The sequence below is a fragment of the Methylobacterium sp. Leaf111 genome (genome assembly GCF_001423285.1).
Taxonomy (GTDB): domain Bacteria; phylum Pseudomonadota; class Alphaproteobacteria; order Rhizobiales; family Beijerinckiaceae; genus Methylobacterium.
The window spans coordinates 167,294-189,320 of the sequence record NZ_LMNE01000067.1; the positions used below are offsets into that span (position 1 = coordinate 167,294).

Annotated in this window: 18 protein-coding genes and 4 pseudogenes; 12 read left to right on the plus strand and 10 right to left on the minus strand. The window is 61.9% G+C overall.

Translation table 11 applies throughout. The annotated features are described in order from the left end of the window. Positions 1–10 precede the first annotated feature (10 nt). Positions 11–3,028, minus strand: coding sequence for a hypothetical protein (locus ASF41_RS25310; protein WP_156653423.1), 3,018 nt, complete (start codon positions 3,026–3,028; stop codon positions 11–13). A 708-nt stretch (positions 3,029–3,736) separates the two neighbouring features. On the opposite strand from ASF41_RS25310, the gene ASF41_RS21300 reads away from it, so the two are divergent. Beyond that, positions 3,737–4,042 carry a hypothetical protein gene (locus tag ASF41_RS21300; RefSeq protein WP_056496769.1) on the plus strand — a complete coding sequence of 102 codons (306 nt, stop codon included), beginning with the start codon at positions 3,737–3,739 and terminating at the stop codon, positions 4,040–4,042. Between the two features lie 655 nt (positions 4,043–4,697). Here the strand turns inward: ASF41_RS21300 and ASF41_RS25315 are convergent. Together ASF41_RS25315 and ASF41_RS26305 are read right to left on the minus strand one after the other, a co-directional pair. After that, positions 4,698–4,874 carry a hypothetical protein gene (locus ASF41_RS25315; RefSeq protein WP_156653424.1) on the minus strand — a complete coding sequence of 59 codons (177 nt, stop codon included), beginning with the start codon at positions 4,872–4,874 and terminating at the stop codon, positions 4,698–4,700. A 420-nt stretch (positions 4,875–5,294) separates the two neighbouring features. Next, positions 5,295–5,402, minus strand: a pseudogene (locus ASF41_RS26305) (YafY family transcriptional regulator); the annotation flags it as partial. Between ASF41_RS26305 and ASF41_RS21305 the strand changes: the two are divergent. The 3 genes and pseudogenes from ASF41_RS21305 to ASF41_RS25320 all read left to right on the plus strand — a co-directional run bounded on the left by ASF41_RS21305 (position 5,371) and on the right by ASF41_RS25320 (position 6,963). Beyond that, positions 5,371–5,898 carry a VOC family protein gene (locus ASF41_RS21305; protein WP_348271639.1) on the plus strand — a complete coding sequence of 176 codons (528 nt, stop codon included), beginning with the start codon at positions 5,371–5,373 and terminating at the stop codon, positions 5,896–5,898. The pseudogene ASF41_RS26305 and the gene ASF41_RS21305 sit on opposite strands and share 32 nt — an antisense overlap. Positions 5,899–6,115: 217 nt before the next feature. Next, positions 6,116–6,331, plus strand: a pseudogene (locus ASF41_RS24430) (transposase); the annotation flags it as partial. Between the two features lie 194 nt (positions 6,332–6,525). After that, positions 6,526–6,963 (plus strand): hypothetical protein, encoded by a 438-nt coding sequence (locus ASF41_RS25320; RefSeq protein ID WP_156653425.1) that lies wholly within the window; start codon positions 6,526–6,528, stop codon positions 6,961–6,963. Positions 6,964–7,770: 807 nt separating this feature from the next. Here ASF41_RS25320 and ASF41_RS26310 read toward each other — a convergent pair. The 3 genes and pseudogenes from ASF41_RS26310 to istA all read right to left on the minus strand — a co-directional run. After that, on the minus strand, positions 7,771–8,097 hold the full coding sequence (locus ASF41_RS26310) for an integrase core domain-containing protein (RefSeq protein WP_407067310.1): 327 nt from the start codon (positions 8,095–8,097) through the stop codon (positions 7,771–7,773). Positions 8,098–8,373: 276 nt separating this feature from the next. Then, complete coding sequence (gene istB, locus ASF41_RS21315; RefSeq protein WP_280138163.1) at positions 8,374–9,108, minus strand: IS21-like element helper ATPase IstB; 735 nt, start codon at positions 9,106–9,108, stop codon at positions 8,374–8,376. A gap of 8 nt (positions 9,109–9,116) precedes the next feature. Then, positions 9,117–10,604: pseudogene (gene istA, locus ASF41_RS21320) on the minus strand (IS21 family transposase); the annotation flags it as partial. Positions 10,605–11,244: 640 nt separating this feature from the next. On the opposite strand from istA, the gene ASF41_RS26320 reads away from it, so the two are divergent. From ASF41_RS26320 to ASF41_RS21335, 3 genes are all read left to right on the plus strand, one after another. Continuing rightward, complete coding sequence (locus tag ASF41_RS26320; RefSeq protein WP_056496782.1) at positions 11,245–11,973, plus strand: hypothetical protein; 729 nt, start codon at positions 11,245–11,247, stop codon at positions 11,971–11,973. Positions 11,974–12,078: 105 nt separating this feature from the next. Beyond that, entirely contained in the window at positions 12,079–12,414 is a 336-nt protein-coding gene (locus tag ASF41_RS21330) for a DUF3768 domain-containing protein (protein ID WP_056496792.1), read from the plus strand. Between the two features lie 118 nt (positions 12,415–12,532). Next, complete coding sequence (locus ASF41_RS21335) at positions 12,533–13,090, plus strand: hypothetical protein (protein WP_244479741.1); 558 nt, start codon at positions 12,533–12,535, stop codon at positions 13,088–13,090. 8 nt (positions 13,091–13,098) lie between these two features. Here the strand turns inward: ASF41_RS21335 and ASF41_RS21340 are convergent, their stop codons facing one another. Further along, positions 13,099–13,362 carry a helix-turn-helix domain-containing protein gene (locus ASF41_RS21340; protein ID WP_056496799.1) on the minus strand — a complete coding sequence of 88 codons (264 nt, stop codon included), beginning with the start codon at positions 13,360–13,362 and terminating at the stop codon, positions 13,099–13,101. A 121-nt stretch (positions 13,363–13,483) separates the two neighbouring features. Between ASF41_RS21340 and ASF41_RS25325 the strand changes: the two genes are divergently transcribed. The 3 genes from ASF41_RS25325 (at position 13,484) to ASF41_RS21355 (ending at position 15,715) form a co-directional block, all read left to right on the plus strand. Continuing rightward, complete coding sequence (locus ASF41_RS25325; protein ID WP_056496801.1) at positions 13,484–14,308, plus strand: hypothetical protein; 825 nt, start codon at positions 13,484–13,486, stop codon at positions 14,306–14,308. An 83-nt stretch (positions 14,309–14,391) separates the two neighbouring features. After that, positions 14,392–14,829, plus strand: coding sequence for a DUF6508 domain-containing protein (locus ASF41_RS21350; RefSeq protein WP_056496805.1), 438 nt, complete (start codon positions 14,392–14,394; stop codon positions 14,827–14,829). A 247-nt stretch (positions 14,830–15,076) separates the two neighbouring features. Next, positions 15,077–15,715 carry a hypothetical protein gene (locus ASF41_RS21355; protein WP_056496808.1) on the plus strand — a complete coding sequence of 213 codons (639 nt, stop codon included), beginning with the start codon at positions 15,077–15,079 and terminating at the stop codon, positions 15,713–15,715. A gap of 78 nt (positions 15,716–15,793) precedes the next feature. On the opposite strand, the gene ASF41_RS21360 is transcribed toward ASF41_RS21355, so the two are convergent. The 3 genes from ASF41_RS21360 to ASF41_RS25330 all read right to left on the minus strand — a co-directional run bounded on the left by ASF41_RS21360 (position 15,794) and on the right by ASF41_RS25330 (position 18,398). Further along, positions 15,794–16,756 carry a hypothetical protein gene (locus ASF41_RS21360; protein WP_056496812.1) on the minus strand — a complete coding sequence of 321 codons (963 nt, stop codon included), beginning with the start codon at positions 16,754–16,756 and terminating at the stop codon, positions 15,794–15,796. A 187-nt stretch (positions 16,757–16,943) separates the two neighbouring features. Further along, positions 16,944–17,399, minus strand: coding sequence for a hypothetical protein (locus tag ASF41_RS21365; protein WP_156653427.1), 456 nt, complete (start codon positions 17,397–17,399; stop codon positions 16,944–16,946). A 90-nt stretch (positions 17,400–17,489) separates the two neighbouring features. Next, positions 17,490–18,398 carry a hypothetical protein gene (locus tag ASF41_RS25330; protein WP_156653428.1) on the minus strand — a complete coding sequence of 303 codons (909 nt, stop codon included), beginning with the start codon at positions 18,396–18,398 and terminating at the stop codon, positions 17,490–17,492. An 88-nt stretch (positions 18,399–18,486) separates the two neighbouring features. Here ASF41_RS25330 and ASF41_RS21370 point away from each other — a divergent pair. Together ASF41_RS21370 and ASF41_RS21375 are read left to right on the plus strand one after the other, a co-directional pair. Then, positions 18,487–19,007: pseudogene (locus tag ASF41_RS21370) on the plus strand (DDE-type integrase/transposase/recombinase); the annotation flags it as partial. Between the two features lie 280 nt (positions 19,008–19,287). Then, positions 19,288–21,990: a hypothetical protein gene (locus ASF41_RS21375; protein ID WP_156653429.1), complete on the plus strand. Its 2,703-nt coding sequence runs from the start codon at positions 19,288–19,290 to the stop codon at positions 21,988–21,990. Positions 21,991–22,027: the final 37 nt, after the last annotated feature.

Sequence of the window (22,027 nt, forward strand, 5' to 3'; positions counted from 1 at the left end):
GTTCTCCGGCCTACGACTTGGCAGGCAGAGGTCGCGCGCGTCTTAAAGCAGGCGAACGGCGCATTTTGACGGAAGCTGGGGCCGGCTCGACCACGGCCCCCAGTCGCGAAAGAACTTCAGCGACTGGCGACGACTTGGCATTGGAGTTAGCAGATCGCAATCCTTGAATCTGGACGGTGTTCAATACGGAGTAGAGACTGTCGAACTCGACCGTCATATCCGGGTCGTCGAGGTGGGTAAGTTGGACTTGCAAGGTGCGCGTGATCCCGCACCGGTTTTCCAGGCGTTTGCGGTATAGGGTGTAGACTTCCTGCGTCGCGCTCGACCGGGCATCGACGCCGTAGATCGACGTGTCCGTCTTTGCGAGGAAGTAATCCCACAACGGGCAGGAGAACAGAAACTGGAACCAGAGCATGGCATCCCGGACAGACGGATTTCCGGTGGCATCGACTTCGTCGATCCGCTTCAGCAACGAAAGGAAGGGCTCGCTGGACTTGACAGGATTGTCGACCATCTTGGCGCCGAGCGGTTCTCCGGACGCCCGCAGCGACTCGACACCGACGGAGTGTAGAAATGCTATCGCCGACCGGTGCATCAGGACGCCGAGGTAGCGGGTTCTGAGGTGCTGCAGCCCATCTCGTATGGTCGTGAAGGCATAGGTGAAACGGGTCCAGATCCTTGCTAGCGTCACCGGTGCCAATGCCATGCGCCTGATTTCATCCTGCTCGAATGAATTCAGCCAGGTGGCTAAGAGATGCGCGATGGACTCTTGACCTTCGACCTGTGCATTCAGCCTCGTGTCGAGCAACTCGTTCTCGCCGCCCAGAGGATCTACGTCCTGCAGATCCCCTTGAATAGGTGAAGGAGCCGGATAGCTGCGGATCTGGGAGAGGCGAACGAGAAGCGCCTCGACGGCGTCGTCGGACGCACGTCCGTCTTTGATCAGGTCGGTCAGTTCGCCGATTGCGGAGACGATGCGAAGGAACGAATAGATGCCGTTCTCAGAATGCTGTGCGCTGACGACATGCATCGCGCCAAGTCCGAAGACGGTGCCCGAGTCGGGATCCAGTTGCGCCCTGAGACTTCCCAAGGAGTTGGCAAGCGATCCCGTGATACCCGGTCGCTTGGATCCGGAGTGGTTGTACGGCCAACCGTTTGACATCAATCGCTTGTGAAAGCCCTGCAACGGTGCTGCCATTGCCGCGATTAGCAGGTTCGTACATTCTGTTTCGTCCGTTTCATCAAAGGTTTTGGTGAAAACCTCTCTCTGGGAGTCACTTCCATCTATGCCGTAGAGCTCGTATTGGACCGAGGCGGGCTCCCTCAGACGGGTGGCGGGCACGCTGACGCCGCTGAGGCGTATGGCGCGCGACAGCTGCCGTCCGGTAGCGCCTGCCCCGCCTGCTTCCCAGCTGGCAAGTCGACTGGCGAACTGCATCGTCTTTTCGTTCGTGCCGACCTTCAAATGCTGCATCAAGGCACCGACGCCCAAGTGATCGACCACGTGGGAGTCGAATAGCTCTCGGATCGTGCAGATGCGGGTCCAGTAGTCGATCATGGCATTCGGGTTTGCCCTAAATTGATCGACGAGCGTAGCGGCAAGGTATATGGCGACTAGATTGCGCCCATCGTCCGGCCCATCCGGTTGGAATCTTGGCATGTCCAACCAGAGCTGACGATCGCTCATCCAGTTCATCAATATGACGAAAATTCGCTCGGGCCCGGCGTCCCGAACTGCGGTCGCATCGAGATCCATGCTCTGCATCCACGTGGAGGCGACATATCTCAGGGCGTCGAGGGCGGACTGCCGGTCGCGCGGGTGCTCACCGTCTTTTCCTGAAACTAAATGCCAAGCCCCAGACAGAGCCTGGAGGCCGCTCCTCAACGGCAGACGAAGAAGAACGTCACGTATTGTCTTGATTTCCTCTCTCGATGAGATGGCGCAGAGCCGCACCGCATAGCCTTTAATGAACTCGGCTTCTGGTATGGAACCGGATGCGGATTGACTGGCAAGGAATTCCACGACGTTATTCTCGGAATATGATAGTAATGGCTTGAGTTCTACCCTATTTTCAGGCGGGGCAATTTTGATAAGATATTGATCCTGTAGTGTATCAACCATGCGCACGATTTGACTAAAACGATTAGCCCCGTTATCCGATTTGTGTTCGAGTTCAGAGAAATCTCTTGTAATCTGCTGCCACTGCCGTTGACGAACCAGCATACTATAGAGATTGAGGTCGCCTGCTAAAATGACTTTCATCTGCGGCGTGGCGAGATATTTACGCAATGCTTCGAGAACCGGCCACCCACGCTCGAACCATGTATCGACGTCGTCGATCGCCAGGATAAAAGCATCGCGCTTAATGAATCCGCAAGCCTTGGCGACGAAACGGTGAAAAGCGCGCTCGAATGCTCCTGCGGCGCTAGCTCGATCTAACCCTGCTTCCAGTATATAGTCAGGATCGGCCCAGTCTTTCCCGTATGCAGAGTCCTCTCCGATACCGTCGAGCAGAGTCAGGCCACTTGCGAGCTCGCGAAGCGCCCGCATAAATTCTTCATACAACGCATCCGCGTCGGGAGCCACAATTTCAAAATGTCTGTCGACGGCAGATTTGATTTTCTCGATAATGATTACGACGATGTTCTGTTTATTTTCGACTAGGGTTGGATCGATGATGCCGAGACTATACAAGTTGCAAGCCTTCTCGGGATAGGCTGCACCAAGTTTGTCGCGAAGGGCGCCATCGCCGCTCTGCGCCTTCTGCACGAGGGCGAGTACGTCCGTCAGGAATGTCGTCTTGCCGTCGCCACGTCGCGCGCTGATCAGGATCGCATCGTGCCGGCGATTGGGAATCACATTCAAGGTTGCAGGTCGAACGCTTCGTGGATCGAGGCTGAAGTCCGGCTTCGCTACAGGTTGGAGGAGCTTCATCAGAACGCGCTTGAAAGCGTCGTCTCTAATGCTGTTGCCGTCTCCTCCGGATCCGCTTGCGACGGCGTCCAAATCGACTTTGATCTGCGGCACTGAAGATCCTCGGATGCATTCGCTTGTAGTTCAGCATGTATCAATCCTAGGGCGCCGGAATCCATATGGAACCTGCTTCGGAATGCGGCCTCCAATGCCGTCCGACGGTTCTTGTGTCATGTCGGCCACGCCATCTGACCCCCGCCTGTAGATTAAGGTGTGCCGCCGCGATCGGCCTCCAGGTCGGCAACGATTTCGGCGAAGCGTCTGGCCACGTCCATCCCGCCATCCACACGCCCGAGGAACAGCTTGCCGTTCGAGACCGCGGAGCATTGGCGGGGCTGTTTCAGCTTCCGCGGCACAGGCAGATCTTCCGGGACAGGATGGGTGTGACCTTCCCCCGCTTGAGCGTCTCAGCACGCCGAAGCGTGGGGGCCACGCCGCCAGAGTTTCCGGTGTTCGGCTGGTCACGTCGCCCGCAATGAAAAGTCTCTGTCGCTCGCTACGGCTGTGCCGGCTTAGCGCTCCAACGAACACGCAACAGACTGCTTTCGTTCGAGAAATATTTCTGATACTTGCAGCATTTAAGAGCATATATATGAGACAATGCTATTGAAGACGCACGAACGTCTGCAAATTCTGGCGAACGTTGTTAGGGGCGCATTGTCTGGAGCTTCGTGCGATCTCAGACGAATTGTTCGGCCCCCCGAACTTAGCCGAGCCGTCGCTGATTACCTCTCTGGCAACCCGAGACACGGCCGAGCTAGAATGAGCGCGCAGTTATTCCCCGTCGCCTTTGCGAGCGTCTTCGTTGCTGGGTGTCTGGCGATCCGGGCGCTTCAGAGATGGTCCGAGGCGGTCGCTGAAGGGCTTGGCTGGATCTTCGCGGTGGTCGTCGCCATGCTCATTGCCGAGGTCATGGCGAATTACATGTCTCGTCAGTATGCGGCTGCTCCCGTGAAACTAGGGCCAAGCACGCGTGCGTCCTATGACACCGCAAGCTTCAACCCAAACGGCCCAACGCAGATGCGGGCAGGACCGCCGTACAAGGTGCCGACAGCTTTCAACGGCTGAGCGAGATCAAGCTGATCGGCTATCGTTGCTCGTCGCACAAAGCCGTCAGACGCAACGTTTCCAAGACCGCTGCTGCGATTACGTGAGCCTCAAAGTGCCCTGCCCGACACGCCGGTAGAACGGCGAGGGGGTAAGCCTCGTCGATGTCGGATCGCATGAGCTTCAACTTGACCATGCGATACATGCCAGCGTGATCATCGCGGTAGGGCCCGACACCATAGCGGCCAACACTACCATAGACCTTCAGTGGGTCAGACGAGTGCAGAGCTACGATCGCTGGGCTCGTCCCTTCAGCAGGTCGAAAATCAATTCGTACGACGTCGCGCATGGAAAGCATCCTGTGCTTCGATCTGCGGCACATACTGCGCTCACCGGGTCGCGCCTCCGTCATCCTATGTGAATGATGACGGGATCCAGGCGCACTGGCATAGTCCTGACATGACCAATCCGAGATCTAGCACCTACCCCTACACCCTTGAGGTCGAGCGCAATCCAAAATCCGAAGGGGCTTGGCAGTGGGCTGTGCGCAAGCGTGGCGCATTGTTCAGGCAATCGGATCGAGCGCTCTTTTCCGAGGCAAGAGCACGGGCGCAGGGTGCGGAGGCGATCAAGAAGCTGCTCCAGATTAGCGTAGAAGAGCGGCGCTGAGGTGCCACTATTCGACTCGGCCTATCTTGAGTGATCCTGTGGTTGGCTCGACCAAAGCGGCAGCAAAGGAATTGAAGCCGCGCTGATCCATAACGTTGTCCGAGTACAGGGAGCCCGCTGCGAGCAGGCCGATCGCCAAGGTGGTTTTCAGGACAGTCCAGAACCCGTTGAAGGCGAGGTGCATGGTTCATCCCTGACGTTTCGATCAGGGTGCTTCGGTCAAGTTCGCGGTACCTTAATGACCGGAAGCGGGCAATATGCGCTTCTGCACAGTGATCCGGTTCAACGTCTAGATCAGGCGCCTCGGGTGCGGAGAAGAGTGCCCTTTGAAATAGTGGCCTCGCGAGCAGCCTTCGTGTCCCACCCGGTGCTCGAAGTGGGCTCGCATGCTACCGTCCTCGCTGGCGTTATGAGCACGGACGCGGCCATGGCATTCCGGACAACGCAGAACCCGCTCTGGGTGCAGCCCTAATGCCTTATCGATCGTGACCGACAGCCAAGCCCCCTTCACCTTCACTTCGCATTCGGCGATCTGTTCTGACATCATGTCAGTATGCCTGCACAGGCGCGTTTCCGCCATCGTGCCGGGCTACCGAGGTGCGGACGTGCGGACGGTCACGACGAGTTCGCCCGCCAGCACCGCGGCCGTGGCCGGTCGCGTCGAGTGGCGCAGGATCTGGATGATCTGGAACAGGCGGTCGGCGCGGCGCATCGGCTCATTCCTGCTGACAAGACGCTGTCAGCAGGGTTCGGTTACGCCCGTTCCCGGCGGTCGCAAAGCCGCGCTTGCTTCGGAGAACAACGTGCATCCCGCCTCTACCCGTATCATCACCGCCGAGGTCAACCGCCTCGTCGTGTTCTACGAGATGGTGACGGGGCTTACCGCAACGCGCTACACGCCCGACTTTGCCAAGATCCGCACGCCGGGCGCGACGCTGGCGATTGGGGGCACGCGCAAGGTAGCCTTGTTCGGTGGCGACGCCGTCGCCGAGGCCGCAGCCAACCGAAGCTCGATTATCGAGTTCCGGGTCGGCGACGTGGATGCGGAACACGCACGGCTCGCGTCCGGCATCGAGGTGGAGGTGGTGCAGCCGCCGACGATGCCGTGGGGCAACCGCTCGCTGCTGCTGCGCGACCCGGACGGCACGCTCGGCAATCTGTTCGCCCTGATGACGGGAGAGGCCAAGCAGCGCCTCGATCAACGCTGATACCGCGCGGAGCCGATCATCCACCACCCGCCTCCCCCGAACGGCGGTCGAAAGCGGACCGTCGCAGATCCACCCGGCCAGGTCGTGGGGGAGGCTGTGGGGGCGCGAACCAATTCAAACGTACGGCTAAAGAGATCGTCGCCAAGCTGCGCCAAGTGTATGTCTTGATCTCGCAAGATCGCTGAAGCAATCCGCTTCATCGAGGTGGCCGAGGTCGCTGCGCGACGAATTCCTCAACGGCAAGGTGTTCTACACCCTCAAGGAAGCCAGCGTCGTGATCGAGCAATGGCGGAAGCACTACAACACCGTCCGACCGCATTCCTCGCTCAGCGACCAGCCGCCTGCACTAGAGGTCATCATCTGCCCAATGGAACCGAACGGCTCAGTGCCGTCCGCTCGCCCTGCCATCGTCACGCGATCGACGATGCATTAAGTTCGAAGCTGGGCCACCCAATGGGGGCAGGCCATTGAGATTCACAAAATACTATCAAAATGTGGCTACCCTCCTGATTTACAGCGCGCAGCTGGCGACTTAGTCGTAAGGCAGGCTGAAACGTTGGCTTCTAAACTGCGGTAGCCGTTCCTCAAAAGCTACCTCAATCCGCACGTGAAGAGGACTTACCGAAGATGGCCGTTACTCCTGAGGTAATGGAATTAGTCCAAATACTAGATAGCGAAAACTTCGGCGAGATTGCAGGCGAAATTCTGCAAGAAGTCAACGCAGGCCGGGTCTTTGATAGCGATACTGGCAGCCTTAGCAGTCAGTCCGCTACAACAGGTAGTGATGAAATCCAGCCAAAAAGACAGCCGATCGAGCCGTCAGACCAGTTATCTGAGGCGATACGCATACTCCGACTTCGCCTGGTTGAACCTGCTCGTCATTTAGCAGAAGCGGAACGCATTGCCTCAAAAATTACTAAACATGACCTTGTCAGGATAGAATTTGTTGAAGATACATCTGGAGAAAGCACACGAGAGAAAGATCGCGCCGCACCCGGAGACCAGGAACTGCCAGATCGATTAGACGATCTACTAAGTCAACTGCTAGTCAATCAAGGCCCATAGTGCTATGCCTCTCGATCCAGCCCTTGTGACTGAACTTAGGAATATTTTGCGATCATTCGGCGCCGCTCATAGTCCGGCATCAATCCCGAACGGAGGAGGGAAGGCTCTTGAAGCCTGGTTGTTGATGAAGCTTGCTTTTGAAGCGCAACGCAGTGGCAGCTGGCATGTCGAGCTTTGTAATGGCGCTGGACATCCACTTGGGGCCGGAGCAAGCTTTAAATCACGTGGAGGACCCGGCAAAATGCCGGCGCTGAACCATGCGGCATCTGGATTTATACGGCTTAGTCCTAATTGGATACCTCACCCGTATTTCACACTCGAGCTTCATGGAAGTTTACAATGGTTGGGGCGCAGCGGCGCCAAACATGAGTGCGACGTCTCAGTGCTTCCATCCGTCGTCGGTGAGGCAATTCGACACTACGGTGGAGGATATCCACAAGGCCTTCCTATAGTTTCACTAGAATGCAAAGATAAGTCCGGACCAGGCCAACTGGATGAAATGCGCGAGTGTCTCGCAAGAATGTTTGATCTAGCATACGTATGCCAGACGCCGTTGGGTGGCTACAATCGAATATTTCATGCCCCAACATACACCTACTGGGGCAAAAGAAGCTCAATGTACCGCTCCTATTACAATAACAGTCTATTCGCGATTGTTCGGGTGGGAACCTTCCAAACCGGAGCCCAGCAACTAAGTGGTCACTACTCTATTTCGCAATACCCTGACATTTATTCTCCACATGGAACGAGCGTGGATCGCATGGTAACTAAATTCCTGAACGTTATAAATTCGATTCAATCCCTCGGCTAGCTGTCTGGATGCGAGACCTCCTTGGCGGCGGCTACAACCTTGAGCGCTTTCGTTAGCGCGTCGGGGTCGGGCGGTTTTAAGACGGGCTTGGCCAGCTCAGGTTTTGCTTTTAGTCGCTCGCGCAGGACCATGTCGGGTGAGCGACCCTTCAGGACACGTTGGCGGCGGCCGTTGTAGGCGCGGGCGAAGCCGGACAGCACCGTCTCAAGATCCTGGTGGCTGTAGAGGGTGATACCCAGTACCTCCCGCTGCACCCGGCCGTTGAAGCGCTCCACCATACCGTTGGTCTTGGGCGTGTAGGGCTGGGTCTTGCGATGCTCCACACCGTGCCGCTCGCAGGCACGCTCGAAGCCATCGGCCGTGAAGCTAAGAGCCGCGGTCGGTCAGCCCGTACGTGACCCGGAACGGCAAGGCCGCGAGCGCCTCGTCGAGGAAGGCCACAGCTGAAGCAGTGGTCTCGTTGTCTTTCACCGCCAGTGTCAAACAGCGTTGAACATTGACCCTGGATCGGCGTCGAACTTTGACCCCCTGGATAGGTATGGCGGGACGCCCCTGATCAGCCCGGCGAAGCGGGTCGGGGTGGCGTAGGTGCGCCGGCCTCAGGCGCGGTTTTTGAAGCGCCAGCTCTCGTTGCCGGTCTCGACGATCTCGCAATGGTGGGTGAGCCGGTCGAGCAGCGCCGTGGTCATCTTGGCGTCGCCGGCGAATACGCTCGGCCATTCCCCGAAGGCGAGGTTGGTGGTGACCACGATGGAGGTGGTCTCGTAGAGCTTGCTGATGAGGTGGAACAGGAGCTGGCCGCCCGACTGCGCGAACGGCAGGTAGCCGAGTTCGTCGAGCACCACGAGGTCGAGCCGGGCGAGATGGCCGGCGATGCGGCCCTGCCGGCCGGCGCGCGCCTCGGCTTCGAGCCGATTGACGAGGTCAACGACGTTGTAGAACCGGCCCCGCGCGCCATCCCGGATGCAGGCCCGTGCGATGGCGATGGCGAGGTGGGTCTTGCCGGTCCCGGTACCGCCGACGAGCACGACGTTGCACTGGTGAGCCAGGAACTCACCGCCGGCGAGGTCGCGCACCAGACCCTCGTTAATCGGGGTGCCGTCGAAGGCGAACTCGGCGATGTCCTTGGCCAGAGGGAGCTTGGCAATCGTCATCTGGTAGCGGATCGAACGCGCCTGCTTCTCGGAGATCTCGGCCTGGAGCAGGTCGCCGACGATCTGCTGCGGCTCGTGGGTGCGCTTGACCGCGACCTTGATGATCTCGTCGTAGGCGGCCTTCATGCCGAAGAGCTTCAGCTCGCCCATGGTGGCGAGGATGTTCTGGCGTTCCATCATGGGGGGCTCCTCAGGCTGTCGTAGCGGGCACAATCCGCGACCGGCTCGTGGCGCAGCCGCAGGCTCTCGGGGGTCAGGATGGTGACGGGCGGGGTCGGCTCGCGCTGCCGGGCGAGGATGTTGAGGACGACGTCGGCCGAGTGGATGCCCTCGCGCAGCGCCTCGGCACAGGCCGCCTCGACGGCCGGCAACCCGTCGCCGAGCACGGCGGTAAGGATTTCCACCATCTGCCGGTCACCTCCGGCACTGCCGGCGAGCTTGCGTCGGACCCAGTCGAGGGCGGGAGGCAGCACCCAGTCCTTGAACGGTGCGCCGTTCCGGAGCGCGCCGGGCTTGCGGGCGAGCACGGGGACGTAGTGCCAGGGATCGAACACGGTCTGATCCCGGCCGAAGGCGCGCTCGTGCTCGGCGACGACGCGCCCGTCCTGCCGGATCTCGACGCGCTCGGCGTAGGCACGGACCTCGACCGGGCGGCCGATGGCAGAGGCCATGACCGAGTATCGATTGTTGTCGAAGCGCACGAGGCAGGTCGTGGACACCGAAGCGCTGATGGCGTGGAAGCCGTCGAAGCGGCCGGCATAGGGAACGAGGGCTGCCCGCTCGGCCTCGAACCGCTCCCAGACGGTGTGTTCGCGCTCCTCGGGATGAGGATGCGCCTTGGCGTAGGCGATCACCCCATCGAGCAGGAGCGCGTTCAGTTCCTCGTAGCTCTTCACCCGGACGCGCGGGGTGAAGAAGCGCTCGCGCACCAGTCCGACCTGGTTCTCGACCTGCCCCTTCTCCCAGCCCGAGGCCGGCGTGCAGGCGACCGGATCGACGAGGTAGTGCGAGCACATCTGCAGGAAGCGGCGGTTGTAGGCGCGTTCGCGCCCGACGAAGATCGTCTCCACCGCGGTCTTCATGTTGTCGTAGATGCCGCGCTGGCAGGTGCCGCGGAAGAACGCGAACGCCCGGTCGTGGGCGTCGAACACCATCTCCTGGCTCTCGCGCGGATAGGCCCGCACGAACAGCATGCGCGAGTGGCAGAGCCGGACGTGGGCGACCTTGACCGTGACGGTCGTGCCGCCGATCAGCACGATCTCGTGGCTCCAGTCGAACTGGTAGGCCTCGCCCGGGGCGAACGACAACGGCACGAAGGCTTGCGCCGTGACCGAGGCGCGCTCGCGCTTCCAGGTCTTGGCATAGCGCCGAACGGCATCGTAGCCGCCCTCGTAGCCAAGCCCGCGGAGCGCCTCGTAGATCCGGATCACCGTCAGCCGCTCGCGGGCAGACCTGCCGGCGTTGGTGGTCAGCATCCGATCGAGATCGTCGCGCCACGGCCCGAGCTTGGGCAGCGGCTGCACCTCACGCTCGTAGGCGAAGGCGGTGGCCCCCGACCGGATGACCTTCCGGACCGTGTTGCGGGAGACGTGCAGGTCGCGGACGATGTCCTTGATCGCGCGACCGCGGGTGAAGAACTCGCGCCGGATGCGCGCAATCGTGTCCACGCCCTTCATCCCCCTACACCACCCTTCCGGCCGTACCGGAGAGCAGTCTGCGAGAACGAGGTTAGGGGGTCAGAATTGGACGCCGATCCCCCGCCTCACGGGGTCAAAGTTGCACGCCGAAACACAACCGCCAGGTGCACGTAGCGAATGTCGACCAGGGCTACACGGGTGAAAAACCAGCCAAGGCCGCCCGCACCCAATGCGGATCTTGCATCCGGCGCTCCAATTCGCGCGTGAGGGCGCGAGCGGCATGGCCGTGGTGGGCGTGAGCAACAGTGAAGCGCTTACGAGACATGGCATCCACCCTCCTTTAGGGTTCAGGATGCGCGAAAAACTTGCGCACCGCGGACCAGTTTGTTGGGTCAGGGTCACCCCCCCCAGATGATGCGTGCAAGCCGCACAAGAAAGCTCATGATAGGATTTAAATCTTGACATCGATGCGGGTTTTGCTATGCTGACGGTGTTGGCTGGTGAACCGGTGCGCCGCACCGGTGCGGGCCAATGCTGAATGGGGAAAGGCGCGATGCATCCACGATCACGGCCGCAGCGGCAGCAGCCGCCATCGTGCCAGTTACGGCGCGCTCCCCCCAGCAGCACCTCCACAGAAGGCCCCCATCACGGGGGCCTTCGTCGTTTCAGGAGCATCCGTATGACCGCTCGTACGAACCTACCCGCCCTCATTGCCGAGGTCCCCCTCACCCCGCAGCCCCCCGTTCTGGTGCTGTTCGGACGCGACCGGAGCGGCAAACCCCGCGCCGCCTGGTTCGATGGCAACCAAGCCGAGGCCGCGAAGGCCGCAGCCGACACCATGAAGCTGCGCACCTTGCCAGTCGTGGGCACCGCACAGTGCGCGCTCGCCACTCAACTCGCCCACGGCCGCATTCTCCCCAGCGGTAAGGCGCACGTACCCGGTGCTCGCCGCGACCTCTACGGCCGCCTCGTCGCCTTCGCAGGTGAAAGTGCCGGCCTCAGCATCACGGAGTGCCCTGAGGACCGGAGCGAGCCCATCGTTGGGGAGGCAAGCGAGACGGCCGTTCGCGACACCCAGCAGCTGGAAGCAGCCATACCTGGCGCTTCGGATCCCAGCATTACGGCTGCGGCTGGACCGGTCACGTCGATGGTCGCGGCAGTCGGTTCGAGCAAGCCAAAGTTCGGCGACCACAACTTCGTCGGCAGCCCCGTACCCCGCGAGCGCGATGAGATCGGCGTCGGCAGCCTCGTCCTGGCCCATGAAGGTCCCGAGGACGGCTGGTGGGAGGCAGAGGTCATCGGCATGAACGGCCGGGTCTTCTCCTGTCGGTGGCGGGACTTCCCGCAGCAGGGGACCTTCCTTTGTCAGCCCGGCGAACTGGCGCTGATGCCCCCCGGCAAGGCCTAGCCCCAGCCCTGCTGCGCCCGGGCCTGGCACGCATGGCCCGGGCGCCTCAGCCACTGCCCCCTCGGCAGTTACCCCAAATCACCCCCTTCATCCTCCGAGGCTTCCATGACCGACATCCTCGATGTGGGCCGCGTCGCTGCGCTCAACGACATCCTGCGCCGCTCGCTGGCCGGCGGCACCCTCGTCCTCACCGCCGGCATCGTCGCGCTTGGCCGCGAGCGCCAGCAGACAATCCTGGCCGCGGTCGCCGCCTTCGATCGCTTTGACCCCGACAACGATCCCTATGGCGAGCGGGATTTCGGGGCGCTGGAAGTGGCTGGCGAGCGAGTCTTCTTCAAGATCGACTATTTCGACCCCTCCCTGGCTCGCGCTTCCCGGGATCCAGCCGACACGAGCGTCACCGCGCGGGTGCTCACCGTCATGCTCGCCGGGGAGTACTGAGGTGGTTCGGCGCGACGACGCCCCGCCTGCCGGTCGCTCGCCTCCGGCCCGAGGATCACCGACCCGCCGGCGCCTGATCGCCCTCCTAAGCGGGCTGCCGGTGATCGGGGAGGAGGTCGTGGGCCCTGAGCAGCCCTCACCGCAAGCCGTCAGCTTCGGACCGCTCACCGATCCAATGCCTCGGCTCTTTGCCGCGTTTCAGGCGCTGCTCGAACGGCACGAGGCTGCGCTGGCAGACTGCGACCGCATCGAGACGGCGCTCCTGGCCCAGATGGATTACCCGCGTGTGTCACTGCGCCCGGATTGGGATGGGTCGCGGCGCTATGCTGCCGACGCGCTCAGCATCGCACAAGAAGGGCTCCCAGGCCGGCATCGACGTCGCCTGGAGCGGGTTCTCCAGCGTCGGCAGCGGCGCTGGGACGCTGCCGCTCACGCCGCCGGGCTCACGGCCGCCCAGGCGCACGAGGTGGAGCTCGACGGCGCCGTCCTCGACACAGCCGACAGGCTCCTTGCGACCCCGGCCTGGACCCTCGACGCGGTGATGCTGAAGCTCTTCGTCCTACTCAGCACCCGCGAGCCTGGCCCCCATGCGGGCGCGACGACGCGCTGGCGCGAGTTGCGGCTAATCCTCATGGATCTCCAAGGCTTGGCCACGAACAGCGCGAGTCACCCGTGACCCCGGGGCTACGGTCCCTGTTTGCGACCAGCTCGCAGCGGCACTGGTTTAGGCGCATCGGCTTCGGGCTCGATGAGCAGAGTCGCGACCGGAACGGACAAGGATGTCGCCATCGCTTCCAGCGTCGCGATGGTGACGTTTTCCGAGCCGCGTTCGACCCGGCCGACATAAGCCCGGTCGATGCCCGTCGCGAGCGCCAAGCGCTCCTGCGACAGCCCCCGCTCGACGCGCAGCCGCCGTAGGTTCCAACCGATGATCGTCCGCGCATCCATCGCGCGAGACAGCCAGATCCACGGCTTGACAATCGACGGACTGATGGTCCCGGATTAGGGCATCTGGCTCGCGGTCGTGCGCCCCTACCCTACGCAACCCCCTAGCCTCAGGAGAGTCGTCATGGACGGCACGACCACGTCATTTTCCAGCCTGTTCCTGCCCCTCGGCGCACTCGCCTCCGTGGTGGCGTGGAACCTCGCCCGGCGCAGAGGGCTCAACGAACGCCGCTGGGCGATCGTGTGCTTCCTGTTCTTCCCGGCCCTGCTCGCGCTCGCCTTCGCAAAGCCGCGGCAGCGTACGGGCGATACGGACGCCTTCCGCGAACGCTGGGCCGCGCTTGCCGCTTACGACCCGGATATCAAACCTGCCATCGAGCGGATGACCGTGCTCGGACCAGCAGCGGTCGAACAGTTCCGCCTGGCCTATGCCGACGTGCAGACGAAGGAGGCGATCCCGCTGATCCTGGCCGATGTCGAAGCCCGATGGGCAGCAGGTGACCGGTTCGATGGGACCTTCGAGCGGTCCGAGCGCTTGGCCACGCTACATCGAGAAGGACGCCTCTCCGACCGGGAGTATGCGGCCCAGACCCAACGGCTGCAGGCGCGACCAGCACGGGGTCCCTGGGCCGGGTGGTGGTGGAAAGCACCGCTGTTGCTGGCCGCCGTCTGGCTGGTATGGCCGAAAAGCCCCCCAGCGGGTTTCCCGACCTGCGAGGCGGACGCCACGCGCTCCCTTGTGCGCCAAGCCATCGAGGACGGTCCTGACGCCAAGACCGTCAACAACCGGCTGCTCGCGCTCGACGAGATCAGGCAGCTGAGTGACGACCCCAAAGGCTTGCACCGCTACTGTATGGGACGCGCTACCCTAAATGGGGGCGAGCGCCGCATCGTCTGGCACTTGTACCAGCGGGGCAGCAACGTCTTCGTTGATGTCAGCGGCTTGTAGCGCGCACGCCTGAACAGGTGATCGTAGCTCGATCTGGGATTGGGCAACGATCTAGATCAGATGCTCCCCGTCTGCAGAATAGCATGGAGGACAAGGCTATGGCGCATGTCGATGACGAGCGACGAATGCGCCTTCGTGCGATCAGCCGGTACCGGCCTGCCTTTGAGGATCCCGCAGCGCCCGTTGGAAAGTGGTTCCAACCGGAAGCGCCTGCGGGCTGCATCTCGCCAGCCTGGTTCGCGCTGAACGAAACGGCGGAGCAGTTCGTCGCCGAGTCCTATGCGCACGGCTGGGTGCTCGCCGGGTTCGACTGGGCCTCATGGGCGCAGACGCAGCGGGCGCAAGCGTTGCGCGACGAGCCGGCCGCGCTCGCATCAGCCATGGAACATGAACTCGCTCAGCTGCTGACCGTCGTGATCCGACAAAGCCGCTTCGTGGAGGGGGCGCTGGCCACCGCCTTTGCCAGCGGGCTGATCCTCCACGTCCTCAACCGTGCCGAGCAGATAGCACTCGCAGGCTAATCTCATCCGTGGCGTTCTCAGATCCCCAAGAATTTCATGGTTCGGTAAACTAATTTTGTGCTTGCACACTGCCGGCTTGCTTGGAAGCTACCACAGATCGGCGCGCGGTACTTGGCGCAGAACTGCATGTCCATGGACGTGCATATGTTTGAGTGTGTCGAAATAGACCCGATTGAGCACATCGGCTCGTATGAGCCCCTTTCGATAGAGAGCTTCCCCCACCCCCACTGCTAAAGGAAGACCCACGATGCAGGGAAACGTACCCCATGAGGGCCAAAGCCGCAGCAATCAGATTCATCAGCTCACAGGGGGCTATGGCCAAATCGCAGTGGACCTCGCAGCCGAAGGCTGGTCCCCCTACCTTCTCGTTCTCAAGTTTCGCCACTTAGGAGGTCGCCGCAGCAGCGTGATCGCTCAGATGCACCATGAGGCGGAGCGGGCCTACGACTGGATCCTCACCCGCGTGTGGAAGCACCCCTATGCGGCTGGCCGTCAGGCTTTGCTCCCCCGCTGGATCCTCGCTCCCGATGTGCCCGTCGCGAAGCGGGAGAAGGTCAGCGTTCGCTCCCTCTTGCCCAATGGCGGGCTGCACCTGCAGGGCGTGGCGGTGATGCCGCCGGGCAGCCGGATGCGCGAAGGGCTCGACGTGCACTTGGCACAGGAGAGTGCGCGCTACTGCCCGCGCGGCGGCTGCCTGATCTCCCTCCACGCCACGGCGATCACACGCGATCTTGGCTACGTCCATCGCTACAATTTCAAGGCTCTTCAGCGAGGCCGGGCTACAGAGGATGAGGTTCTCCTTCTGCCTATCTCCGCGAGCGAGAGAAGCTGCCGTCCTCAGCGTGCTGCAGAACCCTGGCAGCCGATGGTTTTGGATCGGGACTAATCCAGTTTGCTGCACAGCTCAGAAACAAGAAAAATCGGGGCAGTCACCCGCCCCGACTTCTTCTGCTCCGCTACTATGCTAGGCGCGGCGGCGCTTCCAGATCACCTTACGCACACGGATGCGCTGCCAGCCGTTCTCATCGTGTCCGAGGCCCTGGATGTGAACCACCGCCCGCCGCTTGCCCAGGCCGATGAAGCGGGACTGTCGATCTGCCGTCATCTCGAATTCAATGGTCGGGCGTCCCTCGGGATCGAAGCCGCGTTCCACCGAGGGCTCCAAGCCGAAGTCCATATCTCTGTAGATGTCGAGCGGATCATGTGCCTCGCCGTACCCCTCGCCCTCACTCAGATCCAGATCATCCATCTCGTCGTCGTGCTGCTCGTCGCCGTCTTCTAAGTCGCCGAGCGTTATGTCTTCTGGCTCACCGTCCTTCTTGCCGCGTAAGTCAAAGTACTGCGCCGTAGCCGCGTACTCCTCTTCGGTTCGAGCCTGCTTCCGTCCCTTTTTCGGCTTGTGCGCTTCGCGCTCGCGGTAGGCTTCGTATAGCTTCTCGATCCCACCAGCCTTCTCGATCTCTTCCGCAACGAGATGGACCGGTACACCGATGATCATCATCGGGTGGAGCGCCGCCGCATACTTCCCGGTCCGGCTACGCGCCTGCTTAGACTTGGCATCGAAGACATAGTTCATCGTGTGCCGCAGCGCGTCGGTGTGATGAGCACGCGCCTTGGGCTTCTGCTTGCCGGTCTGGAAATACGGCTGATCGAAGAAGATCTTCCAGGCCTTGTAGTCGTGGTGGTAGTGGCGGGCGATCCCGACGATCAGTGCCAGCGCCGCGTACAGCTCGCGGCGGTAACCTGACCGGACTTCATGGAGCTTGTGCCGGGCTTCCGCCGCGACGCTGAGGGGGTTCTCCTTGATGCGGCGCGTGAGGTCCGAGTGATCCGGCTCGGAAGAGCCTTGGTCGTCTCCGACCGGCACAGTGGTCAAATTATCTTTCGGCAGCTTCGGTTTCGAAATCTTGCGCTTGCGCTTTTTCATGATGGGATCCTGCGATAGGCGCCCGCCGCGTTGTTCTCGTTACGAGAAAATCAGGGAGGCTGAGGCGCGAGGTTAGAACTGAGGGGCGTAGCTGCTGTGAATCAGGAGCCTCGGCGACAATGGACATCGGCCGGCACGCGAGGACCGGAGCGGTTAGCCGCCCCGGCCCAGCATTCGTCGTTCGCTCCTAGTCGCGGCGAGGGTTCCAGATCACCTTGCGAACCAGCAGACGCTGCCACTCCCCGTCGGTGCCGAGGCAGGTGACGTGGAGGACCGCCTCTTGTCCGTTCGCCATATCGAGGAAGCGGGACTGGCGTTCCAGCGTCACCTCGACCTCGACGGTCGGGCGGCCAACCGGATCCTGGCCGCGCACTATCATCGGCTCCACCCCGAGATCCATTTGGTCACGGATGCTCAGACCTGCGAACAGGTTGTTTTTGCGCGCGCTATGGCCGGACAGACGCACCTGCGCTCCTTCCTCCGGCGCGGTCGAGGCATCGGCCGCTTCGATGACCTCCATCGTTCCGAGCTGAGTGGCGTTCGAAGCTTCGACGCCGTCGATGTCTTGCATCAAATCGCAGGGGAAAGCGGTGAGCGGTCGATGTTTGGCGGTCACCCGCGGCGGTGTGAAACTGTCAGCCATTTGGTTGGTCTCCGGCCCCAGAATTGAGGCGCGGCAATCATATCGCTCGACCAACCGCCGATTGGTTTGCCTAACTGTGCAAACTGGCTTCTAAGATTCTGATCTAACTGAGGAAACTGCCTCAAGTAGTTCCTCAGGCAGGGGAGAAATCGCGATCTCGATGGGGCGCACCTGATGGATCTGCGCAAGCGGCAGCAACTTGTAGCCTCGCTTGATCAGCTGGCCCCTGATGAATTCGTAGCGCCCAAAAAATTCTATCAACCTCGGTACATCGAGAACGTCAGCAAGCAGGCGCTTTGCGAAAGATGCACGCGATAATTGCCTAGGCCGAAACAGTCCGCCACGGTAATGCCGCAACCATACGAAGGCCGCTAAGTAATCGCCCCGGTCTTTGAATTTGTAGGCGCTGGATCTTCCCCGCAAGCCCGGATAATACTTCCTAACTGTTGAGTGTGCGTCGGTACCTATTTTGGGCCTAAATAGCTGAAGGGCCGTACTCCAGCCGCCCCTCAGCGTGGATCCGCTCACCTCCGGCCATCGTAGTGAGACGTCGTACAACGGCGCATATCTCCGCTGGCGACGACGGCGGTTTCGGAGTTTGGCATCCAAGATTTTCGGTCGGTAGGCGGTAGCAATTTTCTTCAAGCCATCAGGAGTTAGTAGGATGTGGTTAAGCACATCCCGCGCGTCCTGATTGTCGATGAGGTCTTTCGAAGAGGTTCCGTTGAGTTGTCGGTTTGACTGGATATATTGCAGCAGGCGAATGCTGCTGCACAAGCAAGCCGATGCGAGGACATTTTCTGGAACGGCCAGCCATTGAGCTGGCGATACTTTCCTCGTCATTTGTCGTCTATTCAGCTTTTCTCCGAAGCTGACCGCAATTTGTGTTTCATAGAGACAGATGGCGCGAAGGTACGGCGATTTTGTTTCGTCCAAAATGAATTCTATGGCGCTTGAGACGTCGTAGAGTCGAATGGCCGTTTTTTTGTTGCGTGCCACATCTGCTCCTTTAGCTCGACTGTCGTCACACAAATGATCGTTTTAGTATCTTTCAAAGTTAAGATCGAAATCAGGACATTTGTCTATGGTGTCGATCCGGCCCAAGCTGCCTAAGCGCAAGCGGGCCTGGCGATATCGCCAAGGGCGACCAGCGATCGGTGGGCCCAACGAGGTCTGGGCGATGGACTTCGTATCCGACCGCATCTTCGACGGGCGTCCGTTCCGGAACCTGACGGTCGTCGATTGCCATACGCGAGAGGCGCTCTCACTCACGCCGAGAGCCAACTGCCGCGCCTTCCAGGTGACCGAGGCTCTGGACGCCATGGTCAAGCTGAGGGGACGGCCCAAGAGCTTGCGGGTCGACAATGGACCGGAGTTCGCCGGTCGCATGCTCGACCAGTGGGCCTACCTGAACGGGGTCGAGATCGACTTCTCACGACCGGGCAAGCCGACCGAAACGCCTCGTGGTTCCTGTCGCTGGCGGATGCCCGCGAGCGCATCGAGGACTGGAGGTGCCACGACAACGACGATCGCCCCCACACGGCACTGGGCGGCTTGACGCCCCGAGCCTTCGCCAACCAAGCTGTCACAGCCCGAGAACTTGCATAGGCCGTGGACCACAAACGGGGTCAACTCCAGACCAATGATGCACTAACTTCGATCCTGGACCACCGGATAAGGGCAGGCCAGCGATCCACGTCGCGAATTGAGGGGCGCGTACCTCCGCCCACCGGCTGGCGTTCGTCCCACGAGGGGCCCATCTTGTCGAGGTTCGGCGAAGCCGTCGGCGAACCGCAAAGGCTCGAGTTCCCTTCCGTCCTCCCGGTCTATCGGAAGGTTCCGTTCGATGCCTCGATCGCATCCGGCGAATTGATCGGAGAGGGGAACCGTGACGACGCCCACCGTGCCGCGATTGGACGTCGTCGATCCTGCCCAACTGACGAGGATCGAAGCCGTCCATAGGGGATTCCTATTCCAACATTTGTACGCAGCGCGGAGCCTGCTGCTCGTTCCGGGCTCGAACGTCACCCGTCTGGTGGTCGAAAGCGACGAAGACGTCGAGATCGTCCGGGCGCACCATCACACCTACGTCCAGGTGAAGTCCCGCATCGGAAAGCTCGACGGCGGCGACGTGAGGGACGCCCTGGATCGGTTCGCGAACTACCGCGCTTCGCACGCCGACGGCTCACGTCCCGGATCCTGCAACTTCGTGCTCGCTTCCAATGCCGCGCCCACGCCATCCCTCGCCCGACGCCTGTGTTCGGCGGAGTGGCCGGCAGACGTCAGGATCGACTGGCCAGGCGGCCCCGTCCCGGCTGACCCAGTGACGCCCCCGCCCGCGTCCGATCTGGCGGGGGCGCTGGAGGCCTGCAAGGATCTCGCTTCGCGGCTCCCGTTCGCCGCGCTCGCCCCCGAGACGCTGGTTTGGAAGCTCGCGGGCTTGGTGACCGCGGCGTCGAGCGGGACCGCACCACGAACCGAGCATGCCTTCCGGGCCGAGGAATTGGTCGACCTCTTCGAGCAGCTGGTCCTTCAGTTGCAGGATTTCCCGGCGCCTCCCGCGATGTACAGGGCTCAGGCCGGCGAACCGCCACTGCGCACCGAATCGCGGGTTCGGCTGGTGGTCGGATGGTCCGGCGCAGGGAAGACCGCCTGGGTGGCGCAGTCGTCCCTGCACTCCACTCACGAGGCCGCCTACCTGGATATCCGGGACGTTCCCAGTACGGCCATATCGTCGACCATCGCCCGCGACCTCGCTGCCCGCCTCCATGGCGCATCGGGTGAACTGGGACGCATCCTGCTGCCGGGCGCATCCGGTCTGGAGATACTGAGGGCGTTGGACCGTCGCCGGGCGGCAGAGGGCCGTGAACTCGTCGTCGTCATGGACAACGTACACGGTCCCGTGCCCGCCGACGTCGCGGCGGTCGTCGGCGGGGCCCCGGGCATGAGCTTCGTCCTGCTCACCCATCCCGGTCCTGCGGCGCAGGAACTCGCCGCCCGCCTGCGGATCACCCCCGAGGTCCTTGGAGGGTGGACGCCCGACATGATCGCGGCCGAGGTATCGTCGTGCGGATGCAGGGCCGATGCCGCCGCGTGCCAGGCACTCATGGAACTGACCGGAGGCCTTCCGCTGTACGTACAGAATGCCGTCGCCATAGCGGCCGCCGAACACGATGGGGATCTCTCCGCGTTGTGCGCAGCGATCGCATCCTCGACCCATTCGACCGCGACCGCCCAGGAATTGATCCTGGCACAGGCAATTCATCGGCTCGATGCCGACGCACGACATGTCCTCGGCGTGCTGAGCTTGTGCGATGTCCCCCTGGCCCGCGGCGAGTTGATCGAGGCGTTGGACGAGATCCTAGGGGCACCGCCGTCCGTCGTGGCGTCGTACCTGCGCAGCCTTCGGACCGCCGGCATGCTCGAGGCGTTCGGGAACGACCGCCTCAAGGTCCACGACGCGATCCGGCTACCCGGCCGATCGTGCCTCGCGGAACTCGGGGAGGAGGCTCGTCTGGCGGCAATGCGAAGTCTCAGGGGCGTCCTGAAACGCTCAATGGAGAGGGCCTGGGAATATCCGAAGCTCAGGCTCTTCCTACGGGTCCTGGCGGAGACCGATGAGATCGACCTCCTCATCCAATTCGGCACGGACGAGGTCTTCCATGAGCTCGGCTTGTGGCCGGAGATCGAGGGATGGCTCTTTGCAGCCGCGAAGTTCCATCAGGATCCAGGGGCGAGGTTCTGGGCCATGGACGCGATCGCCTTCCATGCGATGCGGGTCGAATCCCCGGACGTGTCGACCCGACTCGATGCCATGAGGGCGCTCGTGAACGCTCACGGCCTCGGGGCCGATGAACGACTGGCGCTGGGCATGAAGGAGATGAATCTCCTGGCCCGGCACGGTCGGAAGGTCGACGTGCTGCGGATCCTCGACGAGACCGCCGCCACGTTGCATGAGAGCCCGCCGCATCAGCGCATTTTCCGGTACAACGCGGCCGTCGCCTTTTTCCACCTCGGCGAACACGACCGCGCCGCCCGCGACGCCATCTCCATAGCGGACGAATATTTCCGTCACCTCGGGATCGACCCTTCGTCGGTAATGGGCAGGAACCCTGCGGACCTGTATGCGATCCTGAGGAAATCCGACGATCTGATCGACGATTGCAAACACCTGGCCGATTGCCTGGATTTGTTTGCCACGGCAGCGAACGCCAATGGTCGCGCTTCGGGCAACGCACGGGTGCATGCCTTGAAGTTCTACCAACTGGCCCAATCGCCGGAGTCCTTGGTCCGGGTCGGGCAGGACCTGGTGGATGAGTTTGTCGAACGGCAGGATTTCACCGGTGCGCGGCGAGTGATGGAGGACAGCATCTTCCCGATAATCCGCGACCTCAAGCTCGCCGCGTATGTCGTGCCCGTGCGCGCCCAGTATGCCGTCGTGCTTGCCTACTGCGGTGCCTTCGATGCCGCAGAAAGCGAGATGTCGCGTCTGATGCATTACGAGTCGGGCATGGACGCCTCGGGACGTGCCGTGCTCGCAGATCAGCGCCGTCTCATCGCTCACCTTCGTCGGGCGGGCCGCTTGCGATGACTTCTACGGACGTTCGGCACGCGTTCGGCATGCTAGC

Excerpts from the sequence above, each read along its gene's own strand:
- ASF41_RS21300 (WP_056496769.1), top strand. The coding sequence starts at position 3,737 with ATGAGCGCGCAGTTATTCCCCGTCGCCTTTGCGAGCGTCTTCGTTGCT.
- ASF41_RS25315 (WP_156653424.1), bottom strand. The coding sequence starts at position 4,874 with ATGCACCTCGCCTTCAACGGGTTCTGGACTGTCCTGAAAACCACCTTG.
- ASF41_RS21305 (WP_348271639.1), top strand. The coding sequence starts at position 5,371 with ATGATCTGGAACAGGCGGTCGGCGCGGCGCATCGGCTCATTCCTGCTG.
- ASF41_RS25320 (WP_156653425.1), top strand. The coding sequence starts at position 6,526 with ATGGCCGTTACTCCTGAGGTAATGGAATTAGTCCAAATACTAGATAGC.
- istB (WP_280138163.1), bottom strand. The coding sequence starts at position 9,108 with ATGATGGAACGCCAGAACATCCTCGCCACCATGGGCGAGCTGAAGCTC.
- ASF41_RS26320 (WP_056496782.1), top strand. The coding sequence starts at position 11,245 with ATGACCGCTCGTACGAACCTACCCGCCCTCATTGCCGAGGTCCCCCTC.
- ASF41_RS21330 (WP_056496792.1), top strand. The coding sequence starts at position 12,079 with ATGACCGACATCCTCGATGTGGGCCGCGTCGCTGCGCTCAACGACATC.
- ASF41_RS21340 (WP_056496799.1), bottom strand. The coding sequence starts at position 13,362 with ATGGATGCGCGGACGATCATCGGTTGGAACCTACGGCGGCTGCGCGTC.
- ASF41_RS25325 (WP_056496801.1), top strand. The coding sequence starts at position 13,484 with ATGGACGGCACGACCACGTCATTTTCCAGCCTGTTCCTGCCCCTCGGC.
- ASF41_RS21350 (WP_056496805.1), top strand. The coding sequence starts at position 14,392 with ATGGAGGACAAGGCTATGGCGCATGTCGATGACGAGCGACGAATGCGC.
- ASF41_RS21355 (WP_056496808.1), top strand. The coding sequence starts at position 15,077 with ATGCAGGGAAACGTACCCCATGAGGGCCAAAGCCGCAGCAATCAGATT.
- ASF41_RS21360 (WP_056496812.1), bottom strand. The coding sequence starts at position 16,756 with ATGAAAAAGCGCAAGCGCAAGATTTCGAAACCGAAGCTGCCGAAAGAT.
- ASF41_RS21365 (WP_156653427.1), bottom strand. The coding sequence starts at position 17,399 with ATGGCTGACAGTTTCACACCGCCGCGGGTGACCGCCAAACATCGACCG.